Consider the following 15,749-nt stretch of genomic DNA (forward strand, 5'->3'; position numbering starts at 1 on the left):
CAAAGTCGGCACTGGAGCTCCATGGATCTGCGCAAACTCAAGACACTGATCGATTTGGTGTCGGAATCCAATATTTCCGAACTGGAAATCACTGAAACCGAAGGCAAGGTTCGCATCGTCAAGGGCGGCGGCGCTGCCCCGGTGCAATATGTACAGACCGTGGCGGCTGCACCTGCCGCTGCTCCTGCTGCCGGCGCACCGGCGGCACCCGCGCTTCCCAGCGCCCCCGCACCCGAAGCGGCACCCACCGGCCACGCGATCAAGTCGCCGATGGTGGGTACTTTCTACCGCTCCTCCAGCCCGGGCGCCCCGGCCTTCGTCGAAGTCGGCAGCAAGGTCAACGAGGGCGACACGGTCTGCATCATCGAGGCAATGAAGATCCTCAACGAAATCGAAGCCGACAAGTCCGGCACGATCACCCAGATCCTCGGCGAAAACGGCCAGGCGGTCGAATACGGCCAGCCGCTGTTCATCATCGAGTGACCATGTTCAAGAAGATTCTGGTTGCGAACCGAGGGGCTCGCGCCTCGGCGCGGGCGGGCGAAGGCCGTCAAATTGCCCTGGCACGCGCAGCGTGCGGGCGATGCAGCCGCGGGGGCGCACATGTTTAAGAAGATCCTGGTTGCCAATCGCGGCGAAATCGCCCTCCGGATCCAGCGCGCCTGCAGCGAACTCGGCATCAAGGCCGTGATGGTCTATTCCGAAGCGGACCGCGAGGCCAAGTACGTCAAGCTCGCGCAGGAGGCCGTGTGCATCGGCCCGGCGCCGTCGTCGCTGAGCTATCTCAATATGCCGGCCATCATCTCGGCGGCCGAGGTGACCGACGCCGAGGCCATCCACCCCGGCTACGGCTTCCTGAGCGAGAACGCCAATTTCGCCGAACGCGTGGAGCAGAGCGGTTTCCAGTTCATTGGCCCGACGCCTGAAAACATCCGTGTCATGGGTGACAAGGTCTCGGCCAAGCAGGCCATGATCAAGGCCGGTGTGCCGTGCGTGCCGGGTTCCGAGGGCGAGCTCTCGGACGACGCCACCACCAACAAGCGCATTGCCCGCGCCATCGGCTATCCGGTCATCATCAAGGCGGCAGGCGGCGGCGGTGGCCGCGGCATGCGCGTGGTCCACACCGAGGCCGCGCTGATCAACGCGATCCAGATGACCAAGGCGGAAGCCGGCGCTGCATTCAGCAATCCGGCCGTGTACATGGAGAAATTCCTCCAGAACCCGCGCCACGTCGAAATCCAGATCCTGGCCGACAAGCACAAGAATGCGGTCTACCTGGGCGAGCGCGACTGCTCCATGCAGCGGCGCCACCAGAAGGTCATCGAGGAATCCCCGGCACCCGGCATTCCGCGCAAGCTGATCGAGAAGATCGGCGAGCGCTGCGCCGCGGCCTGCAAGAAGATCGGCTACCGCGGCGCCGGCACCTTCGAGTTCCTCTACGAGAACGGCGAGTTCTATTTCATCGAGATGAACACGCGCGTGCAGGTGGAGCACCCGGTGACCGAGTTCACCACCGGCATCGACATCGTGAAGACGCAGATCATGGTGGCGGCCGGCGAGAAGCTGCCGTTCACGCAGCGCCAGATCGAGATGCGCGGCCACGCCATCGAGTGCCGCATCAACGCCGAGGACGCCTGGAAGTTCACGCCGTCGCCGGGCCGCATCACCATGTGGCACCCGCCGGGCGGCCCTGGCGTGCGCGTCGATTCGCATGCATACACCAACTACTTCGTGCCGCCCAACTACGACTCGATGATCGGCAAGATCATCGTCTACGGCGACACGCGCGAGCAGGCCATGGCGCGCATGCGCACGGCGCTCAACGAAACCGTGATCGAAGGCATCCAGACCAACATCCCGCTGCACCGCGAGCTGATGGTCGACGCCAAGTTCATGAGCGGCGGCACCAACATCCATTACCTGGAAGAGTGGCTCGCAGCGCACAAACGCTAAGCGGACACCTGACGCCATGTTTGAACTTCGCCTGATGGCGCCGGAAGACCGGGTCGAAACGCTCAGCGATGCGCTCGACGCACTCGATGCGCTCAGCGTGTCGGTGGAAGACGCCGACGCGCAGACCGATGCCGAGCAGGCGCTGTTCGGCGAGCCCGGCATGCCGCCGCCCAAGGAAGGCTGGCAGCGTTCGCGCGTGATTGCGCTGTTTGCCGATGAAGCGCTTGCGAAAGAAGCCGCGTCGGTGCTTGCGCTGCAGGATTTCTTCGAAGGCTGTGCGGTGCTGGGCGTGGCGCCGGTGCCCGAGCAGGACTGGGTGCGGCTCACGCAATCGCAGTTCGCGCCGGTCGAGATCACGCCCGAATTCTGGATCGTGCCGACCTGGCATGAGCCGCCCGAGCAGGCAAGGCAGGTGATCCGGCTCGATCCGGGGCTTGCCTTTGGCACCGGCACCCATCCCACCACGCGCATGTGCCTGCGCTGGATCGCAAGGCAGGGTTCGTTCGCCGGCCAGCGCGTGCTCGACTACGGTTGCGGCTCCGGCATCCTGGCCATCGGCGCGGCGAAGTTCGGCGCGACCGACATCGATGCCGTCGACATCGACGAGGCGGCGGTGTCGTCGACCCGCCTCAATGCCGAAGCCAACGGCGTGCGGCTGAATGCCGGCTTGCCCGAAGCGGCCAAGGGCCGCTACGGCACCGTGCTGGCCAACATCCTGGCCACGCCGCTCAAGGTGCTTGCGCCACTGCTGCGCAGCCACGTGGCGGCCGGTGGATCGCTGGTGCTGGCCGGCATCCTCGAGCGCCAGGCCGACGAGCTGAAGCAGGCCTATGCGCCTTATGCCGCGCTCGAAGTCAGCGACAGCGAGGATGGCTGGATCCTCATGACGGCGCGCTGCTGAGGACGCGCGCGCCTGCCGTTTCGCGTTTGATCCCACTGGCGCGGCGAGGGCCCAACCCTACAATCGCCCCGTCATGAGCCTCGTCACGCGCTGCCCCGCCTGTGCCACCACCTTCAAGGTGGTGCGCGACCAGCTTCGCATTTCGGATGGCTGGGTGCGCTGCGGACGCTGCAGCCACGTGTTCGACGCCACGCTCGACCTGCACGAGGCGCCCGATGGCCCGCCGGCCACGAGCGCTGCGCCTCCACCGGCACCGGCACCCGCTGCATCGACCGAGCCGTCCTCCTCCGATGCGATCGAAGACGCTGATTTCTTCGACGACGAACCCGAGCATCGCGAGCCGCCGGAGGCTGCAGCTGCGCCTTCCGAGGCCGAGCGGGTGCCGGCACCCGACCCCGCGCCTGCACCAGCTCCCGCGCCCGCCTTCGCCTTGCCGGCGCACGGCATCGTCGCCGACGAGCTGTGGACCGACTTCGAAGCCAACGAGCCCGAATGGCGGCCGCCGGCGAGTTCGCTGCCGCCGTTTCCGAACATCGACCTGAATCTGGCGGCTCCGCCTTCGCCGCCGCCCCCGCCCGCACCACCGTTGCCGGCCCTGCGCCTCCAGGCGCGCGAGATGGCGACAACCGCCAGCGAAGAAGACGAAAAGCACGCGCCCGAACCAGACCGCGACCAGGTGCAGATGCAAAAGGCGCTGCGCCGGGCCCGCATCAAGTCGGCCAAGATCGCGAGCGCCAAGGCGCGCGACGAGCGCGCCGCCGCAAAGATGTCGGCCTCGATGGTGCGGGAGGCGAGCGAGCCCGAACCGGGCCTGCTCCCTTCGCCTTTGCCGGCGGTCCGCGACGATGCGGAAGATTCGGAGCGGCTTCCTTTTTCCGATGGCAGCGAGAACCTGGGCCGTCGCGCCGCAAGCGTCTGGCAGCGCCCTGGGGCACGGCGCTGGCTCTGGCTGCTGGCCGCGCTCGCCGTCCTGCTTCTGGTTGTGCAGGTCCTGCGCCACGAACGCGACGGCATCGTCGCGCGCCAGTCGAACCTGCGTCCCGCGTTCGCGGCCCTGTGCCGCGCGACTGGCTGCGAGCTCACCGCGCTGCGGCAGATCGGCGACATCGTGATCGAGGGCGCGGCCTTCGCGCGCGAGAAAACCGGCAACAACGACTACCGGCTCAACTTCACGCTGCGCAATGGCGCGGCCGTTCCGCTGGCCATGCCGGCCGTCGAGCTCTCGCTGCTCGACACGCAGGAGCGCGCCGTCGTGCGTCGCGTGTTGATGGCTGCGGACTACGGCGCGCCAGCGGTGCTTGCGGCGCGCTCCGATCAGGCGGCGTCATTGCCGCTGAGTTTGTCCGCGACCGAAGCGGTCGCGCTGCCCCCCATTGCCGGCTACCGCGTCGAAGCGTTCTATCCTTAGGCTTGGCTCGCGCCCGCCTTCTCATTCCATTCATCCATTTCTACCCAACGGCTCACCCATGGCAGCAGTGATTTGCGGTTCCCTCGCGTTCGACACCATCATGACCTTCGAGGGCCGGTTCGCCGACCAGATCCTTCCGGACCAGCTGCACATCCTCAATGTGTCGTTCCTGGTGCCGGGCCTGCGGCGCGACTTCGGCGGCTGTGCCGGCAACATCGCCTACAGCCTCAATGCGCTGGGCGGTACCGCGCTGCCGATGGCCACCCTGGGCAGCGACGGCGCCGACTACCTGGAGCGCATGCGCATGCTGGGCATCAGCACCGAGTTCGTGCGCCAGCTCGACGACACCTTCACCGCGCAGGCGATGATCATGAACGACGTCGACAACAACCAGATCACCGCGTTCCACCCCGGCGCGATGCAGCAGGCGCACCTCACGAAGATCGCCGCGCGCGAAGACATCCGCGTCGGCATCATCGCACCCGACGGCCGCGAGGCAATGCTGCAGCACGCGGAGCAGTTCGCCGCAGCCGGCATTCCGTTCGTGTTCGATCCGGGCCAGGGCCTGCCGATGTTCGACGGCGAGGCGCTCAGGCACTTCGTCGACCTGGCGAGCTGGGTCGTCGTCAACGACTACGAAGGCAAGATGCTGTCGCAGCGCACCGGCTGGAGCCTGGGCGAGATTTCGAAGCGGGTGCGCGGCCTGGTCGTGACGCTGGCGGCCGAGGGCTGCGAGGTCTGGATCGACGGCGAACGCGAGCATGTGCCGGGCGTGACGCCGGCGGCGGTGGTCGAGCCCACCGGTTGCGGCGATGCCTGGCGCGGCGCGCTGCTGTTCGGTCTGGAGAAGGAATGGCCGCTCGCGCAGTGCGCGGCACTGGGTAACCGCATCGGCGCGCTCAAGATCGCGCAGCGCGGGCCGCAGAACTACCAGATCGACCTGAAGGCGCTGGGCCTCTGAGCCACCCGCTGGCAGGCGCCCATAAAAAAAGCCCAGCACCGTGAGGTGCCGGGCTTTTTGCCGTCAAGGCCGCTGAGCAGACTCAGGGCTTGCTGGCCGTCGGAAACGGCCAGGCTGCCTGGGGGTTCAGCGTCGTTTGCGCAGCAGGAGCAGGCGCTACGGCAGGAGCCTTGGCAGCCTTCTTCGCAGCAGGCTTCTTGGCAGCAGCGGCAGGCTTGGCAGCGGGCTTTTTCGCGGCTTTCTTGGCCGCGGCCTTTTTGGCAGGAGCCTTCTTGGCGGCGGCCTTCTTCGCAGGGGCCTTCTTGGCAGCGGCCTTCTTTGCCGGAGCCTTCTTCGCCGCCGCCTTCTTGGCAGGAGCCTTCTTCGCTGCGGCCTTCTTCGCCGGCGCCTTCTTGGCAGCGGCCTTCTTTGCCGGAGCTGCCTTCTTGGCGGCTACCTTCTTTGCCGGCGCCTTCTTGGCGGCTACCTTCTTCGCTGCGACCTTCTTGGCCGGAGCCTTCTTCGCAGCTACCTTCTTGGCGGGAGCCTTCTTAGCGGCCGCGACCTTCTTTGCCGGAGCCTTCTTTGCAGCGGCTTTCTTAGCCGGCGCTTTCTTTGCAGTTGCCATTTCTATTTCTCCTTGATCAAGTTGAAAAAATCAACCTATTGAAGCACTCCACGCACGTTGGTAGCGTGAAGCGATCCATGGCGTTGGAATCTGAGCTCCAGCACCATGAACACCTGAGCCCTCGTCCATGCCGCGCTCTTCGGCGCGATCGGTGGCAAGGGCAATTCTTGAAATCATTAATTCTTGTCGAAAGATTCAATCCCAGGAGAGCGCACCACCCGACTGGTATTCGATCACGCGGGTTTCGAAGAAATTGCGCTCTTTCTTCAGGTCAATCATTTCGCTCATCCAGGGGAACGGGTTTTCCTCGTTCGGGAAGAGCGTTTCGAGGCCGATCTGCTGCGCACGGCGGTTGGCGATGTAGCGCAGGTAGCCCTTGAACATGGAGGCGTTCATGCCGAGCACACCGCGCGGCATGGTGTCTTCGGCGTATTTGTACTCGAGCTCGACGGCCTTCAGGAAGAGGGCCTTGATCTCGGCCTTGAACTCGGGGGTCCAGAGGCCGGGGTTCTCGAGCTTGAGCTGGTTGATCAGGTCGATGCCGAAATTGCAGTGCATGGACTCGTCGCGCAGGATGTACTGGTACTGCTCGGCGGCGCCGGTCATCTTGTTCTGGCGGCCCAGCGCAAGGATCTGCGTGAAGCCGACGTAGAAGAAGAGACCTTCCATCAGGCAGGCGAACACGATGAGCGACTTGAGCAGCGTCTGGTCGGTCTCGTGCGTGCCGGTCTTGAAGTTCGGGTCGCTGATGGCGTCGATGAACGGGATCAGGAACTGGTCCTTCTCGCGGATCGACGGCACTTCGTTGTAGGCGTTGAAGATCTCGCTCTCGTCCAGGCCGAGCGACTCGACGATGTACTGGTAGGCGTGCGTGTGGATCGCTTCCTCGAAGGCCTGGCGCAGCAGGAACTGGCGGCATTCGGGCGCCGTGATGTGGCGGTAGGTGCCCAGCACGATGTTGTTGGCGGCCAGCGAGTCGGCGGTCACGAAGAAGCCGAGGTTGCGCTTGACGATGCGGCGCTCGTCTTCGGTCAGGCCGTTCGGGTCTTTCCAGAGCGCGATGTCGCGCGTCATGTTCACTTCCTGCGGCATCCAGTGGTTGGCGCAGGTGGCGAGGTATTTTTCCCAGGCCCACTTGTACTTGAACGGCACCAGCTGGTTGACGTCGGTCTGGCCGTTGATGATGCGCTTGTCGGAAGCCTTGACGCGCTGCGCCGCGGCGGGTGCCGCGGGTTGTGCAATCGGCGAAGTCGGAGCATCCACCGGTCGGCCTGCGGACAGGCCGCTGGTCGATGCGTGGTGTTGCTGCAATCCTTGTTGCATATCCTTTGATAAGGAGGGCTTGACTTCTTCGTCCCAGGTCAACATAGAAAAATCCAATGCTCAATTATCGGAGCAACGATGTGAGTTGCAAAGTGCTCGTTCACGTCGCGCTCCATTTATGTGGTTGTTATGTTGCTCTCATGCATCGCGCGATGTCAGTCGATGCCGTGATCGACTGAGAGTTCGCGCGTCGTGCATGCACCTCTCTGACGTCACTCGCGCGTCATTGGCATGCTTCGCAAGTCGGATCGTCGACGCCGCAGAACGCGATGTCGGTGGCAGGCATCGCGCTCATCTGCGCCTTCGCTGCGGCAGCCGCCGCTTCGAGTGCACTCATGCCCGAAGGTGCATCGCTGCCCGACGACACCGCGTTGAGGCGGCCCGATTGCACGGTGGATTTCTCGGCGTGCGTCGCGCTCTGCGTGCGCAGGTAGTAGGTGGTCTTCAGGCCGCGCAGCCATGCGAGCTTGTAGGTGTCGTCGAGCTTCTTGCCCGATGCGCCGGCCATGTAGATGTTGAGCGACTGCGCCTGGTCGATCCACTTCTGGCGGCGCGCTGCGGCTTCGACCAGCCAGGTGGTCTCGACTTCGAACGCGGTGGCGTAGAGCGCCTTCACGTCCTGCGGCACGCGGTCGATCGGGCGCAGCGAACCGTCGAAGTGCTTCAGGTCCATCACCATCACGTCGTCCCACAGGCCCAGGCGCTTCAGGTCGCGCACCAGGTAGTGGTTGATGACGGTGAACTCGCCCGACAGGTTCGACTTGACCGAGAGGTTGCCGAAGCAGGGCTCGATGGAAGCGTCGACGCCGATGATGTTCGAGATGGTCGCGGTCGGGGCGATGGCCACGCAGTTGGAATTGCGCATGCCGTCGGCCTTGATCTTCTGGCGCAGGGCCTCCCAGTCGAGGGTGGCCGAACGGTCGACCTCGACGTAGCCGCCGCGGGCTTTTTCGAGCAGGTCGAGCGTGTCGATCGGAAGGATGCCCTTGTCCCAGAGCGAGCCCTTGTAGCTCGAGTACTTGCCGCGTTCGCGGGCCAGCTCGGTCGAAGCCCAGTAGGCGTGGTAGCAGATGGCTTCCATCGACTCGTCGGCAAACTGCACGGCTTCCTGCGAAGCGTAGGGAATGCGCAGTTCGTACAGTGCGTCCTGGAAGCCCATCAGGCCCAGGCCGACCGGGCGATGGCGCAGGTTCGAGTCGCGCGCCTTCTTCACGGCGTAGTAGTTGATGTCGATCACGTTGTCGAGCATGCGCATTGCCGTCGAGATCGTCTTCTTGAGCTTTTCCTGGTCGACCTTGCCGTCCTTCAGGTGCTGCAGCAGGTTCACCGAACCCAGGTTGCAGACGGCGGTTTCGGTGTCGCTGGTGTTCAGCGTGATCTCGGTGCACAGGTTCGACGAGTGCACCACGCCGGCGTGCTGCTGCGGCGAGCGCACGTTGCAGGCGTCCTTGAACGTGATCCACGGATGGCCGGTCTCGAACAGCATCGTGAGCATCTTGCGCCACAGGTCCGAGGCCTGGACCGTGCGCGAGGGCTTGATCTCGCCGCGCGCGGCCTTTTCTTCGTAGGCGGTGTAGGCCTGCTCGAAGTCGGCGCCGAACTTGTCGTGCAGGTCGGGCACGTTGGAGGGCGAGAACAGCGTCCAGGTGCCCTTTTCCATCACGCGGCGCATGAAGAGGTCGGGAATCCAGTTGGCGGTGTTCATGTCGTGCGTGCGGCGGCGGTCGTCACCGGTGTTCTTGCGCAGTTCCAGGAACTCCTCGATGTCCAGGTGCCAGGTTTCCAGGTACGTGCAGACGGCGCCCTTGCGCTTGCCGCCCTGGTTCACGGCCACGGCCGTGTCGTTGACCACCTTGAGGAACGGAACCACGCCCTGCGATTCGCCGTTGGTGCCCTTGATGTGGCTTCCGAGCGCGCGCACGCGGGTCCAGTCGTTGCCCAGGCCGCCCGCGAACTTGGAGAGCAGCGCGTTTTCCTTGATCGACTCGTAGATGCCGTCGAGGTCGTCGGGCACGGTGGTCAGGTAGCAGCTGGACAGCTGCGAGCGCAGCGTGCCGGCGTTGAACAGGGTGGGCGTGCTCGACATGAAGTCGAAAGACGACAGCACCTCGTAGAACTCGATGGCGCGGGCTTCGCGGTCGATCTCGCCGAGCGACAGGCCCATGGCCACGCGCATGAAGAAGGCCTGCGGCAGTTCGATGCGCGACTTGCGCACGTGCAGGAAGTAGCGGTCGTACAGGGTCTGCAGGCCCAGGTAGTCGAACTGCAGGTCGCGTTCGGCCTTGAGCGCGGCGCCCAGGCGCGGCAGGTCGTACTGCAGCAGCTTCTCGTCGAGCAGGTCGTTCTCGACGCCCTTCTTGATGAACTGCGGGAAGTAGTCGGCATAGGCCGTGGCGCGCTCGGCGGGCATCACTTCGCGGCCGATGATCTCCTTGAAGATCGTGTGCAGCAGCAGGCGGGCGGTCGCGAAGGTGTAGTCGGGGTCTTTTTCGATCAGCGTGCGGGCCGCCAGGATCGAGGCCTTGTAGACCTCGTCGAGCGGCACGCCGTCGTACAGGTTGCGCATCGTCTCGGCGACGATCGGTGCGGCGGTGATGCTGTCGCCCAGGTTTTCGCAGGCCGATTCGATCAGGCCCTTGAGCTGGTTCAGGTCGAGCGCGACGCGTTCGCCGTTGTCCAGCACGTGCAGCGTCGGCGTGGCCGGCGCTTCCTGCTCGACCTGCTTGGAACGCTCCTGCGTGCGGCGCTCGCGGTAGAGCACGTAGGCGCGCGCGATCTCGTGGTGACCGCCGCGCATCAGGCCGAGTTCGACCTGGTCCTGCACGTCTTCGATGTGGAAGGTGCCGCCGCCCGGCCGCGAACGCACCATCGCGCGGATCACGCCTTGCGTGAGCGCGTCGACGGTTTCGCGTACGCTGGCCGAAGCCGCGCCCTGGGTGCCGTGCACGGCCAGGAAGGCTTTCATCATCGCGATGGCGATCTTGTTGGGTTCGAAGGGAACCACGGCGCCGTTGCGGCGGATGATCTGGTAGTGCGCGAGGTTCTGTCCGGCGGGCGAGCCAGCGGTGTCGCGCTGCTGCTGCGTGGGCGTGGAGGGAACGGCACGCGAGGTCGATGGGGTGTTCAGGGCTGTTTGCATTCGCTTCCTCTCGGTTGGCAATTCTTGTTGGATGGCGATGCCTTGGTTAGGCGTCGCGCCGGCGTTGTTGACCGGACGGAGGACACTATATCTAGGGTCTGAGGGGTGTACAACCCACTAGATGTAGCGTTTTCCAGTGGATACAACCCCTGCCGTTTTTTCTTTCGGTCCGGCATACGGCCGTCGATGCCGCATGAATACTGGCCTATGTTGTCGCAACCCGCATGGGGCGTGGCTTGCAGGCCGATTTGGGCTTGCAGGGCGCATGGTTGCTGAATGCGGCGATTGCAATTTTCTCATTGCTGCGCCGCGGGATCGGCGCATCGCGAGGTGCCGCGCGATTGAAAAAATTAGCGCTGCACCACCTGCGGAGGAAACATCCGTGGACTCCAGCCGAGGTGCCCGCGCAGCAATTGCCAATCGAAACCGGCGCCGGGGTCCTGTTTTCGGCCCGGCGCGATGTGCTCGTGGCCGGCGATGTGCGCGATGGCGTAGTGCTGCGCAATGGCGGGGCAGAGGCTGGCCAGCGCCTCGTACTGCGCCTCTTCGAACGGCTGGCCTTCGAGGCCTTCGAGCTCGATGCCGATGGAGTCGTCGTTGCAGTTCTCGCGCCCGCGCCACGACGACACGCCCGCATGCCAGGCGCGCTCGTCGCAGCTCACGAATTGCCAGAGTTCGCCGTTGCGCCGCACATAGAAGTGCGAGGAAACCGCAAGGCCGCGGATCGACTGGAAATAGGGGTGCGCATCCCAGTCGAGCTGGTTGGTGAAGAGCTGCTGCACGGCGTCGCCGCCGTATTCGCCGGGCGGCAGGCTGATGGAGTGCAGCACGATCAGGTCGGTCTGCGCGCCGGCGGGCCGGGGGCCGAAATTCGGCGAGCGCAGCGCCTTGGCGAAGCGGTACCAGCCGGCTTGCCAGAGCCCGTCGTCGTTGCTCGCCTGTGCTTCAGTCGTCGGCATGGCTGGTGCTGGCACCTTCGTCGCCGCCGGGCGTGGTGATGCCCAGCCGCGCGATGCGGTAGCGGATCTGGCGCAGGCTCATGCCGAGCCGCGCGGCGGCGGCCGTTCGATTGAAGCCGCTTTCGTGCAGCGCGCGCACGAGGATCTCGCGCTCCTGCTGATCGAGGTAGGCCTGCAGGTCCGAGGGGAGGGCGGGCGCCGAGGGCTTGGATTCCGCGACGGCCGCGGCGGGCGACCTAGGCGTTTCGCCGCCGGACGTCGCAGCAGAAGAGGGTGCGGGTTCGGCGATGGCCGTCTCGGCCGGCGCTTCGGCCGCCTCCGGCCGCGGTGCCATCAGGTCCAGATGCAGTTCGTCGCCGTCGTTGAGCGCCACCGCGCGGTGCAGCAGGTTCTCGAGCTCCCGCACGTTGCCGTCGAGCCGGTGCTGGGCAAGGCGGCGCAGGAGTTCGGCGGAAAGATGCGGCACCGGCAGCCCGCCGTCCTGCGCAATGCGCGCGAGCAGCGCGGCGCAGAGTGCCGGCAGGTCCTCGCGCCGGTCGCGCAGCGCGGGCACGGCGATCTCGATCACGTTGAGCCGGTAGAACAGGTCCTGCCGGAAGCGGCCGGCCTGGACTTCGGCGTGAAGATCCTTGTGGGTGGCGCTCACGATGCGCACGTCGACCGCGTCTTCCTGTGTCGAGCCGATGGAGCGCACGCTGCGCTCCTGGATCGCGCGCAGCAGCTTGGACTGCATCGCCAGCGGCAGGTCGCCGATTTCGTCGAGAAAGAGCGTGCCGCCGCGCGCGGCCTGGAAGTAGCCGTCGCGGTCCTGCGACGAGCCGGTGTAGGAGCCCTTGCGGGCGCCGAAGAATTCGGCCTCGAGCAGGTTCTCGGGGATGGCGCCGCAATTGACCGCCACGAACGGGCCCTCGCTGCGCTGGCTGCAGGCATGCACGGCGCGCGCCACCAGTTCCTTGCCGGTGCCCGATTCGCCGCGCACCAGCACCGGCGCCATGCCGCGCGCCACCTTGGCAATGCGCGACTTGACCAGGCGCATTGGCTCCGAGTCGCCGACCAGCCGCTCGAGCGCGGCGACGCCGCTGTCCGGAACGGCCGGCGCGCCGGCGCGCGGCTGGCCCGCGGGCGCCGCCTGCCAGGCCTTGGCCGGCGCTGCCTGCTGCGCCTGCACCGCGGAAGCGACCACGGCGCGGAACTGCTTCAGGTCGACCGGCTTGGTCAGGTAGTCGAAGGCTCCGGCCTTCAGCGCCTCGACCGCGTTCTCGGCGGAGCCGTAGGCCGTCATCACCACGCAGCGCTCGCTGCGCTGGTTCTTCTGGATGCGATGGATGATTTCCATGCCCTGTCCGTCGGGCAGCCGCATGTCGGTGATCACCGCATCGAACTGCCCCGCCTCGAGGTGCTGCCAGGCTTCGGACACGCTGCCGGCGGCCTCGACGCGATAGCCTTCGCGCAGCAGGGTCAGCTCGTACAGCGTACGCAGGTCGGGCTCGTCATCGATGACCAGGATGTTGGCCGGGCGCTGCATGGAGGGATGGGGAGTGCTCACGGCGCTATTGTGTCAGCCGGTTTTCGCTGGGCGCGAAGCTGACGAAGAATTCGTTGCCCTCGGGCCCGCCCGCGACCAGTGCGCGCCGCTCGTAGCCGATGGTGGCGCCGTGGCGCCGGCACAGCTCGCGGCACAGGAAGAGGCCGAGCCCGCTGGAGCGGCTCTCGGATGAGAAAAAAGGCTCGAACAGGTGGCGCTGCACCGCCGGCTCCAGCGGCGCGCCGTCGCTCCACACCTGCAGGCTCGGGCGGCCGGAACTGCCGCGCTGCGTGGTGGTGACGACCTGGATCGCGCCCGCGCGGCTGCTGGCGTAGCGCGCCGCATTGTCCAGCAGGTTCACGAGCAGCCGGCGCAGGTGCTCGACGTCGAAGCGCACTTCGGCGTCGGCGGCGTCCAGCGCGATCAGCACGCCCTGGCGCTGCGTCTGGCGCACCCACTCCTCGGCCAGCGCCTGCACGGCGGGATCGAGCACGACCTGCTCGCCGAGCGAGAGCACGCGCTGCTGGCGCGCGCGCGAGACGTCGAGCACGTCGTCCACGATGCGTGCGAGCCGCTGCGCGTTGTGCTGCACCATGCTGGTCAGCTTGCGGTGCGCGGGGTCGGTGAGGTCTTCGTTGAGCAGCGCGCTGGCCTGCGTGATGGCCGCGAGCGGATTGCGGATCTCGTGCGCCACCGCGGCCGACATGCGGCCCATCGCCGCCAGCTTCTCGGTGCGGATGCGGGCTTCGAGCTCTCGCAGGTCCTGCAGGAACATGACGCAAAGACTGTCGACGTGCCGGTCGCTGGTGGGCGTGAGCCGCGTGCGCACGCGCACCTCGCGCGCGGCGCCGCGCGCCTGCGCCACGGGGATTTCCTCGCTTTGCGGCGCGCGGCGCGCAAAGGTCTGGCGCGCCAACGCGGCCAGCGCATGCCAGGCGGGCTGCGCATGCAGCGCGAACGGCAGGCCGAGCCGGCCCAGCCCCTGGCCCAGGATCGCGTCGGCCGCCGGATTGGCCGCATGCACCATGCCTTCGGCGTCGATCACCAGCACGCCTTCGCTCAGCGTCTCGATCACCAGGTCGTTGACCTGCGCCTGCATCTGCGCGCTGCTGCGGTTGCGCAGCGCGGTTTCTTCCTCGCGTGCCAGCCGGCGCGCCAGCTCGTGCGCCAGCAGGGCCACCACGAAGAGCCCGGTGCCGGTGAGCGCCGCCTGCACGAAGCGGGTGGAGGAATCGCCGGGCTGCTGCAGCAGCCAGTGCCAGCCGGCATCGGCGAGCAGCAGCAGCGTGACCGTGGCCGTGGTGCCCAGGCCCACGGTCACCGTGCCCAGCACCGCGCTCATGAGCACCGGCAGCGCGAACAGCGGCGTGTAGTTGATGCTGCCGCCCTGGAGCACCTGCAGCGCGGTGAACGTGCCCAGGTCGATGCCGATGGTGAGGAACCACAGCATGCCGAAGGCCCGGATCGGTGGCGTGAAATGCGCGTAGCGGGCGCCCAGCCAGGTGGCAGCCAGATAGCCGGCCGAAAGGGCCACGGCCAGCGGCTGCACCGTCTGGCCGAGCGCCATGGCCACGCCCTGCAGCAGCACGAGCACCAGCGCAACGAAGCAGCGCGCCGCCATGAAGCCGCGCCACAGCCGCAGCAGCGCGGCACTTTCGCCGCGCCCCGGCTCGAGCGTGCTCCAGTCGGTGGCGGGCTCGCCGCGCGCCCAGGGAGAAGAGCTCACCGGTGCATTCCTGGCGCTGCGCTCATCGATGCGGCGCCCGCTCAGCCGCGCTCGGCGGCCTGGCGGTGCGCCGCGCTGCAGTAGACCGCGTCGCCAGGCCCCGCGATCGCATCGCTTGCAGGCAGGTGCAAGCCGCAATGGGCGCAGCGCAGCATGGCCTGCGGCGAAGCCGGCGCGGCGGGCGGGCGCTTGGCGGCGCGGGCCGCCTCTTCGCGCAGGGTCTCGCGCATTTCCTCCCGGCGGTTCTTGCGCCAGAGCCAGATCGCCACCCAGAGCACCGCGAGAACGAGCAGGTATTTCATGTCGCGCCGCGCGCCAGCACCACTTCGAGCACGAAGCGCGAGCCCACATAGGCCAGCAGCAGCAGGGCGGAGCCGGCATACAGCACGCGCCGCGCCGTGCGGCCACGCCATCCGAAGCGGACCCGGCCGATCAGCAGCACCGCGAAACTGATCCAGGCGAGCACAGAGAACACCGTCTTGTGGTCCCACTTCCAGCCGCGCACGCTCGCGCCGTACAGCGTTTCGCTGAACAGCAGGCCCGCGAGCAGCGTGGCGGAAAGCAGCACGAAGCCGGCCATCACGAAGCGGAAGGTGAGCCGCTCGAGCGTGAGCAGCGGCACGCCGCCTTGCGGCTCGGCGGCGGCAAGGCGGATCTGCTTTTCGGCGCGCGTGATCAGCCAGGCATGGACCACCGCGGCGCCGAACAGGCCGTACGAGGCAATGCCCAGCGCAAGGTGCAGCGGCAGCCAGGGCGATGCCGACACATGCAGCGGCGTGCCGGGAAACAGGATGGCCAGCAGCACGGCGGCTGCGCCCAGCCAGGCCAGCGCGCGGCGCACCTTGAGTTGCGGGTACATGCGGCTTTCGACCGCATAGACCGTGAGCACCAGCCAGGCGGTGACCGAAAGCGCAGGCGCGAAGCCGAATTTCGGCTGGCTGCCGACCAGGCCATGGCCCAGCACCGCGGCATGCAGAAGCCACGCCAGCCCGAGGGCCCACTGGGTAGCTTTGCGGCTCAGCCGGGCACCTGCGGCAGCGGCAAATCCATAGGCAGCCGCGGTGGCGATGCCCAGCGCCACGGCAAGTGGGGAGGGGATCGCTAAAATCATTGCCGGAGTTTATCTCCCCCAGGCTTGCGCACTTCGCGTCGCGGCGCCAACCCCTCAACGGGGCGACACCAGAGGCTCGGCAGAGCCGGTTCCCGGTGTTTCGCGAAGCGGCAGCAAGCGGCCGATACCAGTTCAC

Annotated in this window: 13 protein-coding genes; 5 read left to right on the forward strand and 8 right to left on the reverse strand. The window is 66.8% G+C overall.

Going from position 1 to position 15,749, the window contains the following annotated elements; genetic code table 11:
* Window positions 1–21 precede the first annotated feature (21 nt).
* The 5 genes from accB (at window position 22) to FB547_RS06685 (ending at window position 5,223) form a co-directional block, all read left to right on the forward strand.
* Window positions 22–483 carry an acetyl-CoA carboxylase biotin carboxyl carrier protein gene (gene accB, locus FB547_RS06665; protein ID WP_145740700.1) on the forward strand — a complete coding sequence of 154 codons (462 nt, stop codon included), beginning with the start codon at window positions 22–24 and terminating at the stop codon, window positions 481–483.
* A 120-nt stretch (window positions 484–603) separates the two neighbouring features.
* Window positions 604–1,953 (forward strand): acetyl-CoA carboxylase biotin carboxylase subunit, encoded by a 1,350-nt coding sequence (accC, locus tag FB547_RS06670; RefSeq protein ID WP_124960426.1) that lies wholly within the window; start codon window positions 604–606, stop codon window positions 1,951–1,953.
* A 16-nt stretch (window positions 1,954–1,969) separates the two neighbouring features.
* Entirely contained in the window at window positions 1,970–2,854 is an 885-nt protein-coding gene (prmA, locus tag FB547_RS06675) for a 50S ribosomal protein L11 methyltransferase (RefSeq protein ID WP_145740702.1), read from the forward strand.
* A gap of 73 nt (window positions 2,855–2,927) precedes the next feature.
* Window positions 2,928–4,262, forward strand: coding sequence for a zinc-ribbon and DUF3426 domain-containing protein (locus FB547_RS06680; protein ID WP_145740704.1), 1,335 nt, complete (start codon window positions 2,928–2,930; stop codon window positions 4,260–4,262).
* 58 nt (window positions 4,263–4,320) lie between these two features.
* Window positions 4,321–5,223: a carbohydrate kinase family protein gene (locus FB547_RS06685; RefSeq protein ID WP_145740706.1), complete on the forward strand. Its 903-nt coding sequence runs from the start codon at window positions 4,321–4,323 to the stop codon at window positions 5,221–5,223.
* 82 nt (window positions 5,224–5,305) lie between these two features.
* On the opposite strand, the gene FB547_RS06690 is transcribed toward FB547_RS06685, so the two are convergent.
* From FB547_RS06690 to FB547_RS06725, 8 genes are all read right to left on the reverse strand, one after another.
* Window positions 5,306–5,830, reverse strand: coding sequence for a histone H1-like DNA-binding protein (locus tag FB547_RS06690; protein WP_012746103.1), 525 nt, complete (start codon window positions 5,828–5,830; stop codon window positions 5,306–5,308).
* 195 nt (window positions 5,831–6,025) lie between these two features.
* Window positions 6,026–7,198 (reverse strand): ribonucleotide-diphosphate reductase subunit beta, encoded by a 1,173-nt coding sequence (locus FB547_RS06695; RefSeq protein WP_145740708.1) that lies wholly within the window; start codon window positions 7,196–7,198, stop codon window positions 6,026–6,028.
* Between the two features lie 178 nt (window positions 7,199–7,376).
* A complete protein-coding gene (locus FB547_RS06700) occupies window positions 7,377–10,292 on the reverse strand; it encodes a ribonucleoside-diphosphate reductase subunit alpha (RefSeq protein ID WP_145740710.1) in 2,916 nt (971 codons plus the stop codon).
* A 350-nt stretch (window positions 10,293–10,642) separates the two neighbouring features.
* Window positions 10,643–11,251: a 1,6-anhydro-N-acetylmuramyl-L-alanine amidase AmpD gene (gene ampD / locus FB547_RS06705; protein ID WP_145740712.1), complete on the reverse strand. Its 609-nt coding sequence runs from the start codon at window positions 11,249–11,251 to the stop codon at window positions 10,643–10,645.
* Entirely contained in the window at window positions 11,238–12,776 is a 1,539-nt protein-coding gene (locus FB547_RS06710) for a sigma-54-dependent transcriptional regulator (protein WP_145741976.1), read from the reverse strand. The genes ampD and FB547_RS06710 overlap by 14 nt, the downstream gene beginning before the upstream one ends.
* A 25-nt stretch (window positions 12,777–12,801) precedes the next feature.
* Window positions 12,802–14,502, reverse strand: coding sequence for a two-component system sensor histidine kinase NtrB (locus FB547_RS06715; protein WP_145740714.1), 1,701 nt, complete (start codon window positions 14,500–14,502; stop codon window positions 12,802–12,804).
* Window positions 14,503–14,543: 41 nt separating this feature from the next.
* Window positions 14,544–14,804: a PP0621 family protein gene (locus FB547_RS06720; protein ID WP_124960434.1), complete on the reverse strand. Its 261-nt coding sequence runs from the start codon at window positions 14,802–14,804 to the stop codon at window positions 14,544–14,546.
* Window positions 14,801–15,613 carry an inner membrane protein YpjD gene (locus FB547_RS06725; protein ID WP_145740716.1) on the reverse strand — a complete coding sequence of 271 codons (813 nt, stop codon included), beginning with the start codon at window positions 15,611–15,613 and terminating at the stop codon, window positions 14,801–14,803. Before FB547_RS06725 ends, FB547_RS06720 begins: the two co-directional genes overlap by 4 nt.
* Window positions 15,614–15,749 lie beyond the last annotated feature (136 nt).

Source organism: Variovorax beijingensis (assembly GCF_007828835.1).
Taxonomy (GTDB): domain Bacteria; phylum Pseudomonadota; class Gammaproteobacteria; order Burkholderiales; family Burkholderiaceae_C; genus Variovorax; species Variovorax beijingensis_A.

Bases quoted from the DNA above. Each gene is read 5' to 3' on its own strand.
- FB547_RS06725 (WP_145740716.1), bottom strand. From the start codon at position 15,613: ATGATTTTAGCGATCCCCTCCCCACTTGCCGTGGCGCTGGGCATCGCC.
- FB547_RS06720 (WP_124960434.1), bottom strand. From the start codon at position 14,804: ATGAAATACCTGCTCGTTCTCGCGGTGCTCTGGGTGGCGATCTGGCTC.
- FB547_RS06710 (WP_145741976.1), bottom strand. From the start codon at position 12,776: ATGCAGCGCCCGGCCAACATCCTGGTCATCGATGACGAGCCCGACCTG.
- prmA (WP_145740702.1), top strand. From the start codon at position 1,970: ATGTTTGAACTTCGCCTGATGGCGCCGGAAGACCGGGTCGAAACGCTC.
- FB547_RS06690 (WP_012746103.1), bottom strand. From the start codon at position 5,830: ATGGCAACTGCAAAGAAAGCGCCGGCTAAGAAAGCCGCTGCAAAGAAG.
- FB547_RS06700 (WP_145740710.1), bottom strand. From the start codon at position 10,292: ATGCAAACAGCCCTGAACACCCCATCGACCTCGCGTGCCGTTCCCTCC.
- FB547_RS06695 (WP_145740708.1), bottom strand. From the start codon at position 7,198: ATGTTGACCTGGGACGAAGAAGTCAAGCCCTCCTTATCAAAGGATATG.
- FB547_RS06680 (WP_145740704.1), top strand. From the start codon at position 2,928: ATGAGCCTCGTCACGCGCTGCCCCGCCTGTGCCACCACCTTCAAGGTG.
- ampD (WP_145740712.1), bottom strand. From the start codon at position 11,251: ATGCCGACGACTGAAGCACAGGCGAGCAACGACGACGGGCTCTGGCAA.
- accC (WP_124960426.1), top strand. From the start codon at position 604: ATGTTTAAGAAGATCCTGGTTGCCAATCGCGGCGAAATCGCCCTCCGG.
- accB (WP_145740700.1), top strand. From the start codon at position 22: ATGGATCTGCGCAAACTCAAGACACTGATCGATTTGGTGTCGGAATCC.
- FB547_RS06685 (WP_145740706.1), top strand. From the start codon at position 4,321: ATGGCAGCAGTGATTTGCGGTTCCCTCGCGTTCGACACCATCATGACC.